17 protein-coding genes are annotated in these 20394 nt (G+C 36.1%); 3 read left to right on the top strand and 14 right to left on the bottom strand.

Annotation, left to right across the window (positions count from 1 at the left end):
- Positions 1–20: 20 nt before the first annotated feature.
- Genes HGJ18_RS03920 through HGJ18_RS03900 form a run of 5 tightly spaced genes read right to left on the bottom strand, consistent with a single transcriptional unit; the run spans position 21 to position 5827 of the window.
- The gene (locus tag HGJ18_RS03920; RefSeq protein WP_253697773.1) at positions 21–2477 is read right to left on the bottom strand and encodes an endonuclease MutS2; all 2457 of its coding nucleotides are present in this window, start codon (positions 2475–2477) and stop codon (positions 21–23) included.
- Between the two features lie 20 nt (positions 2478–2497).
- Entirely contained in the window at positions 2498–3445 is a 948-nt protein-coding gene (gene rsgA / locus HGJ18_RS03915) for a ribosome small subunit-dependent GTPase A (RefSeq protein WP_253697772.1), read from the bottom strand.
- Between the two features lies 1 nt (position 3446).
- Complete coding sequence (murI, locus tag HGJ18_RS03910) at positions 3447–4262, bottom strand: glutamate racemase (protein WP_253697770.1); 816 nt, start codon at positions 4260–4262, stop codon at positions 3447–3449.
- Positions 4263–4276: 14 nt separating this feature from the next.
- Positions 4277–5185, bottom strand: coding sequence for a tRNA (adenosine(37)-N6)-dimethylallyltransferase MiaA (miaA, locus tag HGJ18_RS03905; protein ID WP_253697769.1), 909 nt, complete (start codon positions 5183–5185; stop codon positions 4277–4279).
- A gap of 12 nt (positions 5186–5197) precedes the next feature.
- Positions 5198–5827 carry a hypothetical protein gene (locus HGJ18_RS03900; protein ID WP_253697768.1) on the bottom strand — a complete coding sequence of 210 codons (630 nt, stop codon included), beginning with the start codon at positions 5825–5827 and terminating at the stop codon, positions 5198–5200.
- A 92-nt stretch (positions 5828–5919) separates the two neighbouring features.
- Between HGJ18_RS03900 and HGJ18_RS03895 the strand changes: the two genes are divergently transcribed.
- The 3 genes from HGJ18_RS03895 (at position 5920) to rlmB (ending at position 9038) form a co-directional block, all read left to right on the top strand.
- Positions 5920–6768 (top strand): hypothetical protein, encoded by an 849-nt coding sequence (locus tag HGJ18_RS03895; protein ID WP_253697767.1) that lies wholly within the window; start codon positions 5920–5922, stop codon positions 6766–6768.
- A gap of 74 nt (positions 6769–6842) precedes the next feature.
- Complete coding sequence (locus HGJ18_RS03890) at positions 6843–8255, top strand: MBL fold metallo-hydrolase RNA specificity domain-containing protein (protein WP_253697766.1); 1413 nt, start codon at positions 6843–6845, stop codon at positions 8253–8255.
- A 6-nt stretch (positions 8256–8261) separates the two neighbouring features.
- Positions 8262–9038 (top strand): 23S rRNA (guanosine(2251)-2'-O)-methyltransferase RlmB, encoded by a 777-nt coding sequence (rlmB, locus tag HGJ18_RS03885; protein ID WP_253697765.1) that lies wholly within the window; start codon positions 8262–8264, stop codon positions 9036–9038.
- On the opposite strand, the gene hisS is transcribed toward rlmB, so the two are convergent.
- From hisS to HGJ18_RS03840, 9 genes are all read right to left on the bottom strand, one after another.
- Entirely contained in the window at positions 9035–10381 is a 1347-nt protein-coding gene (hisS, locus tag HGJ18_RS03880; RefSeq protein ID WP_253697764.1) for a histidine--tRNA ligase, read from the bottom strand. The two genes, rlmB and hisS, sit on opposite strands and share 4 nt — an antisense overlap.
- Positions 10382–10461: 80 nt before the next feature.
- Positions 10462–11550, bottom strand: coding sequence for a dTDP-glucose 4,6-dehydratase (gene rfbB / locus HGJ18_RS03875; RefSeq protein WP_253697763.1), 1089 nt, complete (start codon positions 11548–11550; stop codon positions 10462–10464).
- 18 nt (positions 11551–11568) lie between these two features.
- Positions 11569–12444, bottom strand: a complete 876-nt coding sequence (gene rfbA / locus HGJ18_RS03870; protein ID WP_253697762.1) for a glucose-1-phosphate thymidylyltransferase RfbA — start codon at positions 12442–12444, stop codon at positions 11569–11571.
- A gap of 48 nt (positions 12445–12492) precedes the next feature.
- Entirely contained in the window at positions 12493–13482 is a 990-nt protein-coding gene (locus HGJ18_RS03865; protein ID WP_253697761.1) for an NAD-dependent epimerase/dehydratase family protein, read from the bottom strand.
- A 5-nt stretch (positions 13483–13487) separates the two neighbouring features.
- Positions 13488–14558, bottom strand: coding sequence for a glycosyltransferase (locus tag HGJ18_RS03860; protein WP_253697760.1), 1071 nt, complete (start codon positions 14556–14558; stop codon positions 13488–13490).
- 21 nt (positions 14559–14579) lie between these two features.
- Positions 14580–15362, bottom strand: coding sequence for a glycosyltransferase family 32 protein (locus HGJ18_RS03855; RefSeq protein WP_253697759.1), 783 nt, complete (start codon positions 15360–15362; stop codon positions 14580–14582).
- Positions 15363–15468: 106 nt separating this feature from the next.
- Positions 15469–16686, bottom strand: coding sequence for a CDP-glycerol glycerophosphotransferase family protein (locus tag HGJ18_RS03850; protein WP_253697758.1), 1218 nt, complete (start codon positions 16684–16686; stop codon positions 15469–15471).
- A 23-nt stretch (positions 16687–16709) separates the two neighbouring features.
- The gene (locus HGJ18_RS03845) at positions 16710–19424 is read right to left on the bottom strand and encodes a YidC/Oxa1 family membrane protein insertase (protein ID WP_253697757.1); all 2715 of its coding nucleotides are present in this window, start codon (positions 19422–19424) and stop codon (positions 16710–16712) included.
- A 14-nt stretch (positions 19425–19438) separates the two neighbouring features.
- Positions 19439–20392, bottom strand: a complete 954-nt coding sequence (locus HGJ18_RS03840) for a hypothetical protein (RefSeq protein ID WP_253697756.1) — start codon at positions 20390–20392, stop codon at positions 19439–19441.
- Positions 20393–20394: the final 2 nt, after the last annotated feature.

The following is a 20394-nucleotide window of genomic DNA, read 5'->3' as shown; positions in this document are numbered from 1 at the left end:
GTGTTAGCTGAGGTTGTGATTTAGCCTAGGCTTACTATCGTCTTTCCCGATCCGCCTTCTTCCGGCTTTGCAAAACGGAAAGCCTTTACATAGGGACTTCTCTTTAAAAAATCGTGAGAAAGTTCTTGAAGAATTCCATGCCCCTTTCCGTGAATGATAGCGAATTCGGTAATACCGTGTACCAAAGCAAGATCCATCTGATCCTGCAAGGCCTTTTGAGCTTCCTCAGCCCTCATTCCTAAGAGGCGAAGCTCAAAAGAAGGACGGGAAGAAGGAGCACTAGAGTCGCTTATAATGCTGACAATGGGTTTAGAAAGTTTAAGCTTTTCCTGATTTTCGCAAGCCTCCATGTCGTCCTCTGCAATAGTAAGTTTTAAGTTATCGACGGCAACAAGCCACTTTCCTTTTTTTTCTTCACGGATAAGCTCTCCATTACGGTTGAGGCTTTTTATTATAACCCTTGTGCCTTCGCGGAGCTCAGGATTTTGAGGAGCCTTGTTTTTTTCTTTTGAAGTATGAAGTTTTTCGTCTATTTTTGTTTGTTCAAGTTTAAGTGCTTCATGTTCTTTGCCCAAGTCTTTTTCAAAATCGTCAATCCATTTTTTGACGCTTAAAGTTTTTTCTCGGCTTAGCTCTCCCTCTCTCAGCTCCCGCACAAGGTTTTCAAGAAATTTTCTTTTTTCTTCAAAAAAGAGATCGAGCCTTTTTATTCCGTCTTTTTTCAGCTCCAATTCTTTTTGTTTTAATTGAAGTTCTTTTAAATCGGAACGCCGCCTATCTTCTTTAAGTTTTAATTCTTCTTCTTTTTTTTGAAGTTCAAATTCGTTTAGGTCTTCATGCTTTTGAATAAGACCCTTGATAAGATCGGAAACATCGGCCCTGTTATTTCCCAAATAGGTGTGAGCTTTTTCGATTATATGTTCAGGAAGACCGTTACGCTTGGCTATGTCAACGGCATGGCTTTCTCCGGGAACTCCCATTAGTATCCGATAGGTAGGGCTCAATGTGTTTTGATTAAATTCGACCGAGGCATTTACACAGGACTCCTTACTATAGCCGTAATTTTTTAAGGCACCATGATGGGTTGTAACAAAGACAAAGGCTTTTTTTTCTAAAAGATCATCGAGAACGGCCATGGCTATTGCACATCCTTCTTGAGGATCCGTACCGCTTCCAAGCTCATCAAGAATTATAAGGCTTTTATCCCCTGCCCTCCTTATAATTTCGGAAACATTTTTCATGTGAGCCGAAAATGTAGAAAGGGATTGATCCATAGACTGCTCATCGCCTATGTCACAGGCTATAAAATCAAAGTAAGGAAGACGGGTCAAGGGGCCTGCAGGAACGGGCCAGCCTGTTTGGTTTATCAGAGCAAAGAGAGCTGCCGTTTTTAAGCTTACGGTTTTTCCTCCGGTATTCGGGCCCGTTATGATGAGCACCCTATCATCTTTAGATAATTTTAGGTCTATAGGAACAGCCGATTTTCCAAGAAGGGGATGCCGGGCTTGATGAAGATAAAAAGCAAGAGGCGTGCCTTTTGAATCAGGGCTGCCGTCCTTGCCTATTGAATGGCTTAAGCTTAAATCTATACTGCCTGCAAAGACACAATTATTGGAATGAGCCCATCGGGAAGCGGCGGCAACACAATCCAATTTTGTGATTGCTTCACAGGCCTCTTTTATGTTTTCGGTATGCTCTGCAATTTGAGCTGTTAAGTCCTGCAATAGCCTTAAAAGTTCACGCTCATATTCGGCATGAGCGGAGATAAGGTCATTATTCTTTAAAACTATTTCTTCCGGTTCAAGATAAAATGTTTGTCCCGATTGAGAATACTCATGAATGATACCTGGAATCCTTCCTTTAAAATTTGATCTTACGGCTATAACCTGTCTTCCGTCTTTGACCGTAGGAAGATTGGATTGAAGCATTTGACGGGTTGCATCGTTTGTAAAATAATTCCGCATAGTTTTATCTATATCGTCCTCGATAGAGCGTATCTTATTTTTTATTGCCCTCAAAGAAGGCAGGTCTTGCAATTCTCCGTTTTCATCTATAAAAGAAAATACAAGTTTTTTTAGATGGAGCATATCGGGTATTTTTTTTACAAAGGAAACAATCGAGTTTTCATTTAGGTCTTCATTTTCTAAAAATGGGCTTAACCATTCGTGTAAAGAAAAAACGGACAAGGCTAAAAGCCCGACCGAATAAACGCCTTCAATATCAAGGGCGGCACCTTCAACTTCTATGCCTTCAATAAAAGGAAGAACAGGGGGCCTATATTTGATTGGAGGAGCCTTATATGCCCTTAAAAGACTTAAAAAATCAATCCCTAATTTTTTTTCTTCTTCTATTTTTTTTATATCCGTATCAGGATTCTTTTTTAAACAAAATTCTTTTCCTTCATCAGTTACACAATAGGAGGCAATAATTTCTCTTATCCTCGAAAACTGTAAAACTTCCAGCGTATGTTCAGTCATATCATACTCCTATCCTACGATTAATACTTCTTTACCGTTTCTTGTAATTCTTTATGTATAAGCTCAAAACTCGTATACCTATCCTTATGAATATTTCCTTTTTTAAGGGCTTCCAAAAGGGCACAGCCGGGTTCATGGGTATGGGTGCAGGAAAGTCCGAATTTACATGAGCCTATGAGCTTTTCCATTTCTGGAAAATATAGGGCCGTATCCTCAGGCTCGATGCCGTAAATGGCAAAATGCCTCACACCCGGCGTATCAATTATGTTTATCGAATGTTCTTTTCCCTTTGAAGTAAGAGCCTTTATTTTAAAATACTCCCCTTGCGTTGTCGTGTGGGTACCTCGGTCATACTTATCCGAAATTGCAGAAGTTTTTAAATTTAAATCGGGGGCGATAAAATTTAAGAGAGTGCTCTTACCAACTCCTGACTGTCCTACAAGAGCAGAAGTTTTAGCAGAGAGGCTTTCAATTAAGTTATCCATTCCCCAGCCCTCCTTTGCCGATACTTCGATGGTTTTATAGCCCAACCTTTTCCAGTCCTCTATTCTATCTTTTACATCAGCCGAGATTTTTAAATCACACTTATTTATAACAATTAAAACCGGAATCTTTTGAATCTCGGCTTGCACTAAAACTCTGTCTACAAATCGGGGGCGGAATGGAGGGTTTGCAGCAGAAACAACACAAACAAGCAGGTCGATATTTGCAGCTAAAAGCTGGGGCATATTCAGTTTTTGATTTAAGCGTAAAAAAGAATTTTTTCTTTCTATTAAACCCGTTATCAAGCCTTCATCATCAGAGTGAGTATCGGGCTCAAGATTTATAAAATCTCCGGCAGCAAGAGGATTATAGTAAAGAGCAGAATCTTTTAGAACCTTCCCCTTAATGGAGCAGCTTCTGAATTTTCCGTCTTCACATTCAACATAAAAAATATTATTAGATCCTTTTAAAACCAATCCTTTCATTTTATAAGTAACCCAAAGTCATATTAAAGAGTTCCGCATAGGCAGAATATTTTTTTGTACTCTCTTCAGTTTTTTCCGATGTGATATAAAAAATATCTTTTTGAATATTTTTTAATTTTTTATCCGTCTTTGATTTTTGAAGAGGCGATATTTTTAAGGCTTGATTTACAACCCCATCCAAAGAGTCCACAATCTTTATATTCGGCTCACACTCGGATTTAAACTCATCTCTTAGGTGGAGAAAATGTGTACAGCCTAGGACGGCAGTATCCGTTCCCGCCGATTTAAAAAACTCAACCGCAGGACGGATTCCGGCCTTTTTATCTTCCTCAGAACCTGACAATAAGGTGTTCTCTATCTTGGAAACCAAAACGGAATCTGCACGCATAAAAAACTTACAATCAGCTCCGAATTCTTCAATGAGATTTTGAACGTAGATATCGTTTACCGTTCTTTCGGTTGCAAGAACGGCAATTTTTTTATTTTTACTTGTTAAGGCCGCAGGTTTTATCGCAGGAACAGTGCCCACAAAGGGTATCTCGAATTTTTTACGCAAGTGTGAAAGAGCCGAAACCGTCATCGTATTACAGGCTATTATTATAACGGAGGGTTTAAGTTTTTCTATTATTTTCTTTACCAGGTCTTCGGTATATTCTATTACCTCTTCGAGTGTTTTTTCTCCATAGGGAAAATGTTTTGTGTCTGCGACATAGGCACAAGAACTTTGAGGTTCCAATTCTTTTAAATGCCTTAAATAAGGCAGCCCTCCTATGCCTGAATCAATAAAAACATATTGAACATTTTGTTTTAAAGTCAATTTTCCCTCCAACGCTAATTAAAAACCTCTTTCAATAACCAGTTTATTTTTACCCCGTTTTTTTCCATACGCCGAAACCAAGTTTCCTGCCTCTTCGCAAACTGACAAATAGCTCGGTAAAGAGAATCAATGTACTCTTCCCTAGATTTTATTTTGCCTTGAAGATATTGAGCCGTAAATTTATATTCAAGCCCCAAACTTTCAAGCCTTTCCCAAGAAAAGCCCTCCTTGTGAAGGCATTCTGTTTCTTCTATCATTCCGTCTTTTATACGCTCTAAGAGTCTAAGCCTTATTCTTTCCCTTAAAATCTCCCGCGGGTATTTAAGGCCTATTATAAGGGGGCGGATATCGGGGCGGTTTGCATTTAAGATTTTGACCGCATCGGGATGTGCCTTTTTATATTCCGCAATTTCAATAGCCCGCATAAGCCGATCCATATTTTCAAGGTCGGTCTTATTATGCATCGGAACATTGTACTCAAAAAAAGCTTTTTGTAAGTCAGCCAAATTCTTACCGGCCAAAGACTCCCTCAATTTTTCATTTTTGGGAACAGGAATAAGTTCGTATTCCCTTATAAGAGCATCAAGATAAAGCCCCGTTCCTCCTGCAAAAATGGGCAGCTTTTTTCTCCTCTTTATATCTTCAAAGGCCTTGTAAGCATCATTTTGAAAATCAAAGACATTATATTCCCTTTCCAAGGTGCAAATATCGATTAGGTGATGAGGCACATCTCCGTATTCTTTTAAGTCTTTTCCGGTACCTAGGTCAAGGCCCTTATAAACCTGCCTTGAATCCGCAGAAATGATTTCTCCGCCAAGCTCTTTTGCAAGGCCTACGGCATAGGAGGTCTTTCCCGTCGCTGTAGCTCCCAGCACAACAACCGAATTATGTTTATCCGATAAAGACAAAAAATCGAGATTCATAAAAGGAAAAACTTACAACCTATTCCGGACAATATTTAAAACAAGTCCCAGCAAAAACATACCGCAAGAAACAAAAGTATGCATATTTAAAGATTTGGATAAATACCAACTAGCAAGAGCATATGAGCCTAAAAGGCTGAAAATGATAAAAGAAATAAAGGCTATCGCATAAACCATAAAATCCATAGAAATCGTTAAATTTGCCGACAAAACATAGTAAACAAAATCAAAAATAAGGATTGTGCCTGTTATTATAAGGAGGAATAAAATAAGCTCGGTTGAATCGGGCGTATTGATATTCCTGTAAAATAGATAGGCAAAGACGGCACTAAAAATGCCGAAAAGAGCAGACAAACTATTGCTTAAAGTTTCTTCAGAAAGAGACCATGAAATCAAAAAGAAAAAAGCCAATCCGAAGAGAGCGTTTAAGAAAAAGTACTGGAAGAAAAAGCGGCATAAATGGGAGCTCAAATAAGATGAAATTTGTAGGCTCGAAAAAGGGAAAAAAGAAACAATTATCAATGACACTATCCCACCCAAAATACCGAATAAAAAGGCTGCAAACTTACCGCCTTGTTCCTTTGAAAATGAGGCATAGAGTAAAAAAACTAAGGGTAAAACTAAAATAAAAACAAAGTTCATAAGGCTTATTTTACCATAAAAATACCAATATATCAAGTATTTTTGAATAATTGCCTTTACAAATATTTTTTTTACTGGTATACTGCTCTAATATGACAATTGCAGGAAGAAACAGAGCGCGCCTAGTCGCCATATGTATTGCAGCTTTAATTCTTATATTATCCTTAATATCCTTTGTAGGTATTGTACTTAACGGAAACCTTGATAATTCCTTGGTAACGGGCACAAAATCTGCAGTAAGCTCAAGTATAACTGAATTTATACTCAGCTTTTTAAGAAATAATTATAACGGCTATGCGGTATTAATAAGCATTTTGGCCTTTCCGTTTTTATCACTCGGATTTTTAATCTTCGTCTATTTTACATTTAAAAAGACTCATGCAATCGAGATATCCTTCTTTGCTATGTTTACCTTATGCATAAGTTTTGAAAGTATAAGGCTTGTTTTTCCCCTATATAACTTTTCTAATATAGTGCTGGATAGTATAGCAAATCTATCCCGATTGGTATATTTTTTCAGATTAGCGGGAATTATGTCCATCTTTATGGCAGGCATCTTTGCCAACAAAATAATAACTAGAAAGATATCGTCAGTCTTCTTTTTTATTTTTTTTATATCTTTTTTAATATGCTTATCAATGCCTATAAATAATTTTTATATAAGCAGATACTTTCTTTCGGATATTAAGGCAGGCCATTCATATATATACCTGTTTTTAATAGCTGCACTTCTAGCCTGCGTAAATTACTTTTTTGTCTATATCACAAAAAACATAAAAGAGTATTTATTTGCAGCCATTTCGCTGACAGGGGCCTTAATAGGTTATGCGGTTCTCTTATATGCATCATCTTATACCCTCCTGGGTATAGGCCTTGCCTTGTTTATTTTAGGAAATCTCAGTTTTATAAAGTACATACACAGCTACCACATATGGCAATAAACCTCTAGACCATCTATAACAATAGCTAAAAAATAGGACTTGATTTTTCGCCTATTATGATGTATGCTTAAGCTATGGCAATTAAGTTTTACTCACTCGGTGCTGCACAAGAAGTTACCGGATCTAAACATATTCTTGAAGTTGACGGGTATAAGTATTTGATAGACTGCGGAGCTTTTCAAGGAAAAAGAGCAGAAGCGGACAAGAAAAACAGGGATTTTAATGTTCCTGTCTCCGAATTGGAAGCCGTCATTTTAACGCACGGCCATTATGATCATTGCGGTTTATTACCCTTGCTGGGGAAGCACGGATTTACAGGCAATATATATGCAACCCCTGCCACCAGAGATATAGCAAACCTTGTTATGATGGATTCTGCACGAATTCAAGCCAGAGATAGGGAGTATTTATCCAAACAAGCTGCAAAAAAAGGAGAAACCTTTAAATGGGTGCCTCTTTTTGATGAAGCCGATGTAATCCAAACAGTCAATCAGTTTGTAACAATTTCATATCATAGACCCGCATGGATAGGCCCCAATGTTCAACTGGAATTCTATGATGCAGGGCATATTTTAGGTTCAGCGATGGCTGTAATTACCGCCAAAGACTCGGATGGGAAAGAGGTAAAAATAGCCTTTACAGGAGACCTAGGCCGAAAAAATAAGGCTATTATCCGCGATCCGGATATTATTCCTCCTGTAGATTATATAGTTATTGAAAGCACATACGGAAACCGGCGCCATGAGGAAACCGACAATGCTTTAAAACTTCTTGCCGAAAAAACACAGGAAATTGTACAAAATAAGGGAAAGATGATTATTCCCGCCTTTGCCGTTGAAAGGACTCAGGAAATCGTCTATTATTTTCACCTCTTAGTCGATAAAAAAATAATTCCCGATATTCCGATTTATGTAGATTCTCCCATGGCCGTAAACGCAACTAGTATATTTCAGGTACATCCCGAATGCTATGATGCACAAACACATGAGGCCTTTTTAATTCATCATAAAAATCCTTTCGGCTTTAACTCGCTCAAATTTATAACCAGCGTAGCCGAGTCCAAGGAATTGAACAATATTGACGGTCCCATGGTTATAATAAGTGCGGACGGAATGTGCGAATTCGGACGAATTACCCACCATCTTGCAAACAATATCGAAAAGCCATCGACAAAGGTACTGCTGGTAGGTTTTATGGCAGAAGATACTCTCGGACGTAGACTCCAAAACAAAGAACAAGAAGTAAAAATTTTCGGTGAATGGCATCAGGTACGGGCTGAAATTTTGCAGATAAACGCCTTCAGTGCTCATGCCGACTATTTTGAGTCCAGAGAATGGCTGGACTCCTTGAAGAATCCTAAACTTAAAACTATATTCTTGGTTCACGGAGAACCTAAGGCGCAAACTTATTTTACCCAATACTTAAACGAAAACGGTTATAATGATGTAAAAACGGTAAAATACGGAAAAACATACAAATTGGACTAGAAATTTATGAAAAAAATAATTACGGGTTTTCATGCTATAGACGAGATTTTAAGAGCGGAAAAACTTAAAATAGAAAAAGAAAAGAGCCGGAAGCCGAACCTTGAAATTTTTTACTCCAAAGAAGGCCCAAGGGTAAAGAAAATTTTGGAAGCGGCTCGTAAACTGAATCTAAAGATTGAAAAAAAAGACAATCAATTTCTTGATTCCCTTACTAAAACCTTGCCGGAACAGTTAAGGGATCACAGGGGTATTGTTCTTGTAACTGAGGCTGAAAATCAAAAAAAAGGAATGAGCATCGATGAGTTTTTTGCAAAGCTTGCAGAAAAAGACTCGGGCTTTGTGGTAATCCTCGACTCCGTTACGGATCCTCACAATACCGGTTCCATTATACGAAGCGCAGACCAGTTCGGAATAGACGGGATAATAGTTCCGGAAAACAAAAGTGCGGGAGGCTTTGAGATTATAAGCAAGGTAAGCGCAGGAGCTTTAGCCTGGGTTCCATTCGTGGAAGTAACCAATTTGGTAAGAACCGTAGAAAGGCTAAAAAAGGAAGGCTTTTGGATTTACGGGGCAGATGCAGGAGGCAAGGCCCTACCCGATCTTACGTTCCCAAAAAAGACAGTCCTTATTATGGGAAGTGAAGGAAGGGGAATGAGCCGCCTTGTAGAAGAAACCTGCGACGAAATAGTGTCAATCCCAACCAAGGGAAAACTTGACAGCCTAAATGTTTCCGTCGCAGCAGGTATTCTATTATACGAAATAAGCCGGAAAAAAGAGATTTAATTTTTTGAGGCCATAATCTTTTTTACGGCTTCGCTAAGAGGCATTTCATCCTCAGTTCTATTAGTCATATCCTTTAATTTTATCTTAAAATCCTGAGGCGTCTTGGTAAATTCTTCTACACAAGAATCTTTACCTAAAAAAAGCCCCCATCTTATGTCTTTTTTTTCGGCATAGGCGTACTGATGATTCATCTTTTTAGGTTCAGGATATACTTCAGCATTTATTTTTTCGGCTTCAAAAAAGTTTACTATCTTATACGAAAGAAATTGATCATCTTCAGGTAAAGAAAAAATAAGGAGGTCGGTAAAGCTTGCCTTTGTTTTTTGATGCCCCAACTGTTCAAGGGCTGCTAAAAGCCTATCAAGCCCTATGGAAGCGCCTACTCCTGTAATAGATTCCTTCATGTAAAGAGCCGTAAGGTTATCGTACCTTCCGCCTGAACAAACAGAGCCTATCGATGGCAAATCGCTTAAGAAGGTCTCAAATACAACACCGGTATAGTAATCCAAGCCTCGCGTAATTGAAGGATCAAAAACAATTGAATCCTCAATACCTACAGCCTTTACCAAGGCATAGATATCCCTCATGCGTTTTGTATCTTCGTCGGGGCCGCCTGCAAGGTTTTCCAAGTGAGAAAGAGTCTTTTCAAAGTCTTCGCTTTTTAAATCCTTGCTCACACCGGAAATATAAGCCAATATTTTTTTTGCACTTTCTTCGGAGCTTATATCTGTAAGGAGCTTTAAAACCTCGTCCTCCCCTATCTTAGCAAGTTTATCTACAATACGCAAAACCTCTTCGCTGTCTTCCGATAGGTTTAAAGACTTTAAAAAACGGTTAAATATACCCCTGTGGGAAACGTGTATTTTAAAATTGGAAACACCTAATTCGTTTAAAGCTTTTTTAATAAGACGCAAAATTTCAAAATCAACGGCAGCCGAATCGGAACCCAATATATCAAAATCGCATTGCAAAAATTCCCGATACCGTCCGGCCTGAGGCTTCTCACCGCGCCAAACTTTTCCCAGATGATAGCGTTTAAACGGGAAATATATCTCGGACTTATGCTCTGCGACAAATCTGGCTAATGGAACGGTTAAATCAAAACGCATAGCAACATCCCGTCCGCCATTGTCGCTAAACCGGAAAACCTGCTTCTCGGTCTCCCCTCCGCTTTTTCTCAATAGAATCTCGGAATATTCCAAGGCAGGGGTGTCTATAGGCACAAAGCCGTAATCCCTAAAAACCTTTACCAGTCTTTCCATAAGAAGAGCTCTTTCAATCTCGTCCGCCGGAAGAAAATCCCTAAATCCTTTTAAAACTTTCGGTTGTATTAAATCACTCATAGTTTTTATTTTACAATATTTTTTTAGATTGGGCAAGGGTCAAGTCAATCTTGGCTATGTCATGTTGACTATGGCAACACCTATCTCTCTTTATAATTTTTTTCTATCCAATTTCGGTACTCACCGGAGCGGACATTTTCTATCCATTTCTTATTATTTAAATACCAGTCAACAGTATTTTCAAGCCCTGTTTCAAAATCAAAGTTACGCTTCCAATCAAGTTCATTTTTTATCTTGGTACAGTCAATAGCATAGCGGCGGTCATGTCCAAGCCTATCGGTTACATGTGTAATGGTTTTTCTTACATTTTCTTCGTTAAGACCTGTCTTTTTACAAACAATTTGAATGAGCTTATTTAAAAGCTTTATATTTTCCCATTCATTTTCACCGCCTATATTATAGGTCTCCCCCTCTCTCCCGTTTTTTAGTATAAGCCTTACAGCTTCATTGTGATCTTCAACATGTATCCAGTCTCTAATTTGCTTACCGTCACCATAAACGGGAAGCTTTTTACCTTCAAGCATATTTAAAATCATAAGAGGAATCAATTTTTCAGGAAATTGAAACGGCCCGTAATTATTAGAACAATTTGAAATAGTAACGGGAAGACCATAGGTATGGAAGTAAGCCTTTACCAAGTGATCGCTTGATGCCTTACTTGCAGAATAAGGAGAACGCGGATCATAGGCGGTAGTTTCTTCAAAATAGCCTTCAGGCCCCAAAGAACCGTAAACCTCATCCGTACTGATATGGTGAAAAAGAACATCATCACGCATTGTTCCGTCAGCTTTTTTCCAAAATTGCTTTGCAGTTTCCAAAAGGTTAAAGGTTCCCAAAATATTTGTCTGTAAAAAAATCTCAGGACCCAAAATAGAACGGTCAACATGACTTTCAGCTGCAAAATTAACAACTGTGTCAATATTATATTCGGTAAAAATAGTATTTAGGATTTCTTTATCGCAGATATTTCCATGAATAAAAAAGTATCGGCTTCCACCGAATTCGGATTCTATATCGGCAAGGCTTGCGGCATTACCTGCATAAGTAAGAGCATCAAGATTTATAATACGTCCCGTAAATGCGTCTTCTTTTTTTAATAAGGTTCTGATAAAATTGGAACCGATAAAGCCTGCACCGCCGGTTACAAGTATATTTTGTAAACTTCGCATTTAGAATAGCTCCTTAACTTAACAATTTTCCGCAATATATTTTAGATAATCGCCATATTCATTATTATAGGAAGAAGATAAATCTAAAAGCTGAGTCTTTGAAATCCATTTTTGTAAATAAGCTATTTCTTCTATACAGGAAACATACATTCCCTGTCTTTTTTGAATCGTTGCTATAAAATTTGAGGCTTCCAAAAGGCCGTCATAAGTTCCCGTATCAAGCCATGCCATGCCGCGGCCCAGCTTTTCAACTCTTAATTTTCCCATAGTCAGGTAAGCATTATTTACGGATGTAATTTCAATCTCGCCTCTAGCCGAAGGTTTAACCGATTTTGCAATTTGAATTACTTCATTATCATAAAAATATAAGCCTGGGATTGCATAATTTGACTTTGGATTTTGAGGCTTCTCCTCAATATTCAAAACATTTCCTTCATCATCAAAATCAACAACTCCGTAAGCTCTCGGATCTTTAACATAATAACCGAAAATTAAAGCTCCTCCATTATTTTTTATGGAGGAAACTGCATCCGCCAAGGTGCTGCTGAAACCTCTTCCATAAAAGATATTATCGCCCAAGACCAAAGCACAAGAATCAGAACCGATGAACTTTTCACCCACTATGAAGGCATCAGCAAGCCCTCGAGGTTTATCTTGAAAGGCATACTCAAACTTCATACCCAACCAATTTCCATCACCGAAAAGCTCCTTAAAAAGTCCTATATCCCGCGGTGTAGATATAATTAAAACCTCACGTATACCGGCAAGCATCATAACCGACAAGGGATAATAAATCATGGGTTTATCATACATGGGTAAAATTTGTTTTGAAACAGCCTTAGTAAGCGGATATAAACGGGTTCCGGCCCCTCCTGCTAAAATTATTGCCTTCATAAAAACCTCTATACAAAAAGTGATAATATAAAAAAGTATAATCAGTTTCTACTCGGTATGAAAAACATGATCTTGAATCTTATCGATAAATTCATACCTTACCGTATTACTTAAACCGTCAGCCAAGGAAACCGGAGCCTTAAATCCAGTTTTTGGAATATTTACCGAATCAAAAAGAGTATCGGCACAGAATTTTTTGACTCTGATTGAACTGATTGCTAATTTTTTTCTCGATATTTTGGCAAGTAAGTCAAAACAAAAACCACCGAAATAGCCCAACCAATAAGGCCAATGAAAAATTTTATGATTCTCATTTCCTAAGATTTTATAAACTTCATTAGTAAGAGAATTCATATCAAAGTCAGGTTTATCGATATAGTTAAATAAGTGTTCTCCGGGACCGTTATTTAAAGAAAATTCGATAAAGGCAGCTACGTTTTCAACATAGGCCATTGATTTTTTATTTTTACCGTTTCCGACAAATGGGAAAAAGCCTGAACTGATTTGTCTTAATAGATTATAAACATTGCCCCTATTTTGCTCGCCGAATACAACGGTAGGACGAATTATCGTAAGCGAATTTTCGTTATCGTTTTCAAGCCACGCACGATATTTCCCTTCAGCGAACCATTTTGTTCTACCGTAATCATTAAAATAATTTATTTTACCTGTTTCGTTCGTATTTAAAGGTGCAAAACCGTATACCGCAACAGAGCTTGTAAAAATAATTTTTTTTATTCCCAATTCCGAACAGACCTTGCATACATTTTCCGCACCGTCAACATTTACTTCATCATATAAGCTTTTAGGTTCAACATCATCGCGATGTTCAGCCGCCAAGTTGATAACGCAGTCTAGGCTAGAGGATAATTCTTTTTTTAAAGAATCTATATCCCTTACATCAGCAAAGACTCTCAAGTTGGGATAGTATTTACTATCCTGTTTATCAAGAATTTTAATTTTATGTCCGGACGCTAAAAGCCTCTTTGTTAGTCTTGTCCCTATAAAACCGGAACCGCCTATTATTGCTATGTGCATTTGTTTTAATCCTTTGTAATCTCTTTATATAAACTACGATAATTTTTCCACATAATATCCAAAGTAAAAAACTTTGAAAATTTTTCAAATGAAGCTTTTCCCATTTTAGCCTTTTTTTCGTCATCTTGCAAGATATCACCTATTGCCTCAACGGCACCGTCATCGGTTTCAATTAGAGCACCATTTGTAACATCAACTAACTCAGAAATCCCGCCTACATTTGATGCAACTATAGCCTTTTTATAAGCCATAGCTTCGAGTATCGTCATTGGAAGCCCCTCATAGTTGCTAAATAAGACGAAAAGATCACAATACGGCAAAAGGCTTGATGCATTTGGATAGTCTCCAAGCAATAAAACATTGGAAGGGATAGAATAGTCTTTTTTTATCTCATCCATCGATTTTTCGGCAGAACCGCCGACCCAGACAAAGAGGTAATCTTTCATTACAGGATCTGAAGCAATAGATAAAAAACTTTCAAATCGTTTTTGCCTGGAAATACGGGCTATTGTCATAATAACTTTTTTATATGAAGAGGAGTCAAAAGGTTTCGGAGAATCAACAGAATTTAAACTTATACCATTGTAAATTGTCTTGATATTTTTAGTAATTTTTTCTTTATATAATTTTTTTTCGTCATATTTAGAAACTGCAACTATTGCACCGCAGAATCTTTGTAAAAAACGTTCAAGCGGTAAAAAAATTCTATGATGGAGACGGATGGAATCAAAACCGTGCACAGTATAAATTATTTTTTTTCTATATTTAAAGCCCGCAAGACGGCCTAAGGTTCCGGCCTTACTTGAATGTAGATGAATAATATCGGGGGCAAATTCATTAATTACCTTTTTTAGCTCAAAATAGCATTTCAAATCCGGTAACAATCTAATAGCCTTTATCATATTTTTAATCTTAAATTGAATAACCGAAGAACTTAAATTATCCCATAGATATCCGCCATTCATTGAAGCTACAGCAACGGTATTTCCCTCATCAGAAGCCATATTGGCCAAAGAAATACATACGGTTTGAGCCCCGCCGAGTTCAGTGTTAGTAATTATGTGTAAGATTTTCATATTTATACCCTGCTCCAGTTTCTAATAACGGCCGATGAATTTTTTAATCAACCCCATAAAACCGACCTCTTGGAGAATGCACATGATACGCATCGGTGATAAAATAATATTAGTTATAATATACCCTATCTTGGGAATTAAAAATTTAGAATATTTTATATATTTCTTTCTTAAAGGAGTAGTCCAACTTGCATCAAAGTGGTGAATAGTATATGTATTAGAAGTTATACTGATTATACCTGTCCTTGGATCCTTAGGATTAAAATAATCAATAGGATATATACTAATATTTTTTACTAATTGTATTTTATTTTCTTTTAAAAAACCATGTTTGCACAATATACCTGTAACACGTTCTACAATTGTTGTAAGATCAGGTTTACCATTAGGTTTAAAGAAAGATGATTTCTCATAAGATTTTAAAATTTCGGCATAAAGCGGATCTCCTGCAAAGGCTGCAATGCCTAAACCCGGATTTACAGTTCCAATGGTTTCCATACCGAAAAAAGCACCTTTTTCAATAATTTCATCAATGGGTTTAATTACTTCAACATCCGTATCAAAATATATACCGCCATGTTGATACAAAATATCAAACCGAGCATAATCACTTACGAATGCGTATTTTTTTGCCTGATACGCTTGAGCTGTGTAAATAATTTTATTTACATCATAGTTTTTTTCATTCCATTCTTTAATCTCGTAGTCCGGACAGTATTTTTTCCATGACTCAATACACCTAAGGGCTGTTTCCGGTAAAGGATTTCCTCCAAACCAACAATAATGAATTACCTTTGGAATCATTTTTTATTTTCTCCCTGAGGCGGCTCCATACTTACATTATTTACTATAAACAATATAAACTCTACAAACATGTATACAGGATAAATAAATATTGTATACAAAAAATCTAGCATGTTCTTTTAATCTCCATTAAAAATTCATAAGCCTTCTGTCCTGCGAGTCCTCTATTTTGCCATGCAGTATCTTTAGCTTTTAATCTGTTTTCTTTTAAGGTAGAACTTTCGCAAGTTTCTTGAATAATTTTTCTTATATCAGTAAAATCTGTAGATTTTAATTCCTTTCCAATATCTTTTAATATGGAAAACTTCCATGGCAGCTCTTTTAAATCTCCTGAGTCATAGGGGCGATGATCGAATTCGTTATTGCAGTATAAAAACGGCTTGTCAAATAAAAAGCAATAGTCAAAAATAACACTCGAAAAATCGGAAATCATTATATCGGCCTTTGAAAGAGAAGTAATATTTTCAGGCTCATAATCCCAAGAAAGATTACTATTTACCTTATACTTTTCTTTTAATTTTTTTAGCATATCGGACTCAGCGGTCTTACTTTGAGGATGTGGACGAACAATAATACTCCATCCCGTTTCTACAAGAGGCGTAAGTAGCTTTTCTCCATATTTGGAAAGAATACCGTTTGCACCCCATGAAGGAGCTATCAAAACTGTAAAAGCTTCATTTTGCCGAGGTAAATCCTTCAATTTTTCCTTAAGTACATCCAAATAAGGACAGCCCACCACGCATAATTCTTTTTTCTTTATTCCGCGCAAATCTTCAAGCTCTCTTATTCCATTAATCTGATACTCACCTGATAAAAGGACTGAATCAAAATAATCAAGGCCAAAAAGCCTGTAACTTGTAGCATCATCGAGCGCATGAAGAATATGGCTGTAATGCTTGACATGCTTCGAACGCTTCAGTTGATATACATCCAGCCCAGGCGTTGTCATCAAACAGATAGCAGCTTCAAGCATATTCAGCCGAGCAAAAGCTCTATTCCCCTTACCAATATATTCAGGTTTTATATATGTATAGTTCTGAAAAAACACAGGATCATCTTCCGATGAAGTATAAAAAATGACTTCTGTTTGATGTCTTTCAAACTCATTGCAGATAGGAGCAAATACATTCCAATAACGCTTGCCTTCCGAATAAATTACAATAGTATTTTTATTACCTGAAACTCTTGCCTTATCTTTATATACAGCAATCTTTAGCTTTATAAAAACTGTTTTTGCTACAAAATACAATGTTGTAATAAGACCTATCACAATAGAAAATAAAATACTTCCAGTCCCGGGATCAATATACAATAATGGAATCATAGCAACACTCCTTTCCACATGCATTATTTAGTATTAAAATTTGTTCTACTCCAACAAGCAGGATCATAGACATTGTCTTTTATAAAAGTCCAACTATCGACCTCAAACTGCGTAGATTTTAATTGATGATTTGCATGCCAGTTTCCCAAACTTACCGCTTTTATAACCGCTTTATCTTGGGTATCAAGAAATTTTTCCCCTGTAAACGGATTCTCTTGTAATTCGGGCGGAAAATCTTTGGTAGTTAAAGCCGGAATATCAGCTAACGTCATAAATGTATAATCTTTTTTTAATGCCCCATCTGAATCGAAATCTTTCATCATAATTAACGGGATCAAAGCTTCAGGTGAAAAATAAGAACCCGAAGCCAAGAAATCATCAATAAATTTCATGCCATTCGTACGTATACCGCCACCTCCATGATCTCCTACAATAATTATACGGGAATTATGCCAACACCCATTTTTTTTCAAAAAACTAAAAAAGTGTGCACAAGATTCATGTGCCAGATAATTAGAATAAAAATGACTTTCTGTTGTTTCATTAAGACAATAACGTTCTGCTATCGGAATTAAAAAATTCTTTCCGATCATCTGCATAGTATCTCTTCGAGGAGGCTCATGTGTCACATTATTAACGATTATATTTATGCAATTTTTATTTTCTACAAATTCAACTTCTTCCGTAATATTCTCTAAAGCAGAATAGGCATTCATAAACGCAGCGGAATAAATAGGGACACCCACACCGCCGTACATTCCATTTGCATAAAATATCCGCCGTACTTCAAGCGGTAAAATTTTAAACAAAGAAAAATACAACATATTACGGCGAATTCCATATATTTTTGACTGAGGAACCGAACCATGGACTGTGTGTTTAAGAAAGTCATTCGTATATATTCCATTCCCATCAATATTTTTTGCTCTCATATTATATTTCTTAAATACCGAAAGATCGGGAATCCAAGAATAATTGAGCCATGATGGATCAGTAAAGCTAACACACCAATTATGTTCGCTAAAAAGGCGTGGTAACACACTTAATGCTTCATTGTGTTTATCGACTAACAACTCATCTTTACGGGCATCAATCTTTTCGGGGGTGTATTCATAACCACCAAATAATGACGGAGTACTGAAATTGGTACTTAAACCGAAGGCAACACTATTTTCAAAAACTGTAAATCCGGTATATTCTTTTTTTACTAGTTCGGAAGACTCAAATATAGGATCAATAAAAAAATTCATAGAGCGATCTAACATGAATATAAAGATATTTTTCCCTGTTTTACTTATTCGATACGCCTTATCGGACAAAGGTTCCGCATTGACAGTAGAGCGCATAGAACGAACCTCTTTATAAATTGTGATTGAGGAGACCGTCGTAAGGGCAACAAAAGAAATAAGCAGTATTTTTAATACCGTACCGATATATTTTTTTATAATACCAGAATAAAGTATAAAAAATACAATAATACTCGTTATTCCCATCGCCAATAAATTTATTATAAGCTCATACTGCGTATGCCGCAACTTTCCTGAATCAGAAAACATAAGCAGATTATTGATGCTGACGTATTTATCTTTAAAAAGATAAGCATTGATCATTGCAACCGCAAGCACTATAATAGAACCGAATGTAAAAGAAATTTGTACTTTTTTCTGAAATAACTTATAGAGACACACAAGCCAAAATAAACAGCCGATACTTTGCACAGCGGTATAAAAAAGGATAATGAAAGGATTAGAAATATTTTCAAAATTAACAAATTCTTGCGGAGAACTTGCAATAGTAGCTGTAGGAATTACCAAACCTAAAAACATAAACAGAGCGATAGAGGTTTGTAAAAAAAGAGAGAAGCGTTCTTTGTCATCATAAAAGACGGATCTGATATTTTTAAGTAAAAATTTGGACACAACTATCCATATTATAGGCACAAATAATATAAGAGCAGTAAAAAACTCCATAATAACTAACGGCCGTAATTTTGAAGTGCTATTTTTAGTTATAACTGTAAGAGAAACAAAAAATAGTGCAGCAATAATGTACCATATTTTTTTGCTCAATTTTATTCTATAAAAAATATTTTTAAAAAGCGAAAAAATATTGTTTAATGTCCAGTAGAATACTAATCCTGAAGGCGAATTGTACAATAAAACAAGAAAAACGGCAGCAGTAATATACAGCTGAAATTTCTCTTTTATGTCTAAGCCTTTTGAATACACAGCAGATGCAGAAATATTTATGACTGTCATGACTATTGGCAAGGCATTCACATTTCTACCGGCTATATGCAATAAACCATCCGGATTCCCCAAATCTTTTAAAAACCAAAACGATGCGTTATTAAGCATCGGCAAACCCGATAAGAGCTTATATGCAGCAATAAAAAAAGGTATTTGAATAAGCAGTGCAAACATACCACGCATTGCATATAGCGGATGATACTGATTTTGCCTATAATAAGCAGAAAGCATCATATACCGTTCATCGCCTTTAAAAACAGCTTTTATATCACGGATTTTCGGCTTTAATTTTTTTTGGATATCTCGCTCTTTTTCCTGCCATTTTTCGGCAACGTTATATATCGGTAAGCAAATTACATTTACCGTGACGCTTAACAAAATAATAGAAAAACCTATATAATCATCCGTTATATTGTTTGCAAGAAAAAACACAAACTCAACAAACATATATACAGGGTATATAAAAATCATATATAAAAAATTTAACATAGATAAAATAAATCCTATTTTAAAATATTATCACTAATTAATTCACTGATTAATTTATCTGTAAATATTTTTGAGCCATAAACATTTAAATGATTTGCATCAAAAAATAAAGAGTAATTATTTTGAAATTCGTCATCATGAGAATAATTAAAATAATGCACTTCAGGATATTTACTCGTTATTTTTTTTATAAATAAATTAAAAACACTCATAAAATTTTCATCATTATCAAAATATGAATTTAAGGCTTGCGATAAAGGGGTTGTAACGAGCACCGGAATAAGATCATTATCGAGACAAAAGTCAATTAAATTAGAAAGCGCCGATAAATTCTCTTCAAGCCCATCAGAGTTATTAAAGTCTTCCATCCATGATTCATAGTCGTTTTTAGCCCACGCTGTTACTTCGGCCATATTATCACTTGCCTTTTTATATTGAATAGTTACATATTCCGAATCACCGTCTTTTTCTTTTAAACCCATAAGTAAAGCTTTATAAGGCTTATCGGTAACAAAAATCGGGAAATAATACGATAATAACATATCTCTAAAAGTATTTTTATGCAAATATTTCCAATCAACAATTCTATAATAAAACGGCAGCTGACTATCAAAGTAAGGAGATGAAGCTGTCTTAATTTCCAAATATGAAATCGGAATAAGTATCACTGCTTTTTTTTTCAATTTATTCTTATATGTTTTCAAAATTTGCAAGCTATAAAAATGCCGTTGACCAGTAAGACCAAAATTAAACGTAACATATTCACTACAATTACTATAATTAAAATTATAAAATCCATGGCTTGAACCGACATTTGCTATTTCAATTCCATCAGGTATAGCATCAAATTTATTCAAACCGGCTTTATTTTTATAATGATATGAATGTTTATATAATTCATTTGCAAGAAGCAGAGTTCCTAATACAAGACAAATCATAATACATAACTTTATAAAAAAACGCTTCATAA

This window comes from Treponema denticola, assembly GCF_024181405.1.
GTDB classification, from domain to species: Bacteria; Spirochaetota; Spirochaetia; order Treponematales; family Treponemataceae; genus Treponema_B; species Treponema_B denticola_D.
The sequence above is the reverse complement of the archived record's forward strand: the minus strand, read 5'-3'. Positions and strand labels throughout refer to the sequence as shown.

Coding starts and splice junctions, on each gene's coding strand:
- HGJ18_RS03920 (WP_253697773.1), bottom strand. CDS start 2,477: ATGACTGAACATACGCTGGAAGTTTTACAGTTTTCGAGGATAAGAGAA.
- rsgA (WP_253697772.1), bottom strand. CDS start 3,445: ATGAAAGGATTGGTTTTAAAAGGATCTAATAATATTTTTTATGTTGAA.
- miaA (WP_253697769.1), bottom strand. CDS start 5,185: ATGAATCTCGATTTTTTGTCTTTATCGGATAAACATAATTCGGTTGTT.
- HGJ18_RS03900 (WP_253697768.1), bottom strand. CDS start 5,827: ATGAACTTTGTTTTTATTTTAGTTTTACCCTTAGTTTTTTTACTCTAT.
- HGJ18_RS03895 (WP_253697767.1), top strand. CDS start 5,920: ATGACAATTGCAGGAAGAAACAGAGCGCGCCTAGTCGCCATATGTATT.
- HGJ18_RS03890 (WP_253697766.1), top strand. CDS start 6,843: ATGGCAATTAAGTTTTACTCACTCGGTGCTGCACAAGAAGTTACCGGA.
- rlmB (WP_253697765.1), top strand. CDS start 8,262: ATGAAAAAAATAATTACGGGTTTTCATGCTATAGACGAGATTTTAAGA.
- hisS (WP_253697764.1), bottom strand. CDS start 10,381: ATGAGTGATTTAATACAACCGAAAGTTTTAAAAGGATTTAGGGATTTT.
- rfbB (WP_253697763.1), bottom strand. CDS start 11,550: ATGCGAAGTTTACAAAATATACTTGTAACCGGCGGTGCAGGCTTTATC.
- rfbA (WP_253697762.1), bottom strand. CDS start 12,444: ATGAAGGCAATAATTTTAGCAGGAGGGGCCGGAACCCGTTTATATCCG.
- HGJ18_RS03865 (WP_253697761.1), bottom strand. CDS start 13,482: ATGCACATAGCAATAATAGGCGGTTCCGGTTTTATAGGGACAAGACTA.
- HGJ18_RS03860 (WP_253697760.1), bottom strand. CDS start 14,558: ATGAAAATCTTACACATAATTACTAACACTGAACTCGGCGGGGCTCAA.
- HGJ18_RS03855 (WP_253697759.1), bottom strand. CDS start 15,362: ATGATTCCAAAGGTAATTCATTATTGTTGGTTTGGAGGAAATCCTTTA.
- HGJ18_RS03850 (WP_253697758.1), bottom strand. CDS start 16,686: ATGATTCCATTATTGTATATTGATCCCGGGACTGGAAGTATTTTATTT.
- HGJ18_RS03845 (WP_253697757.1), bottom strand. CDS start 19,424: ATGTTAAATTTTTTATATATGATTTTTATATACCCTGTATATATGTTT.
- HGJ18_RS03840 (WP_253697756.1), bottom strand. CDS start 20,392: ATGAAGCGTTTTTTTATAAAGTTATGTATTATGATTTGTCTTGTATTA.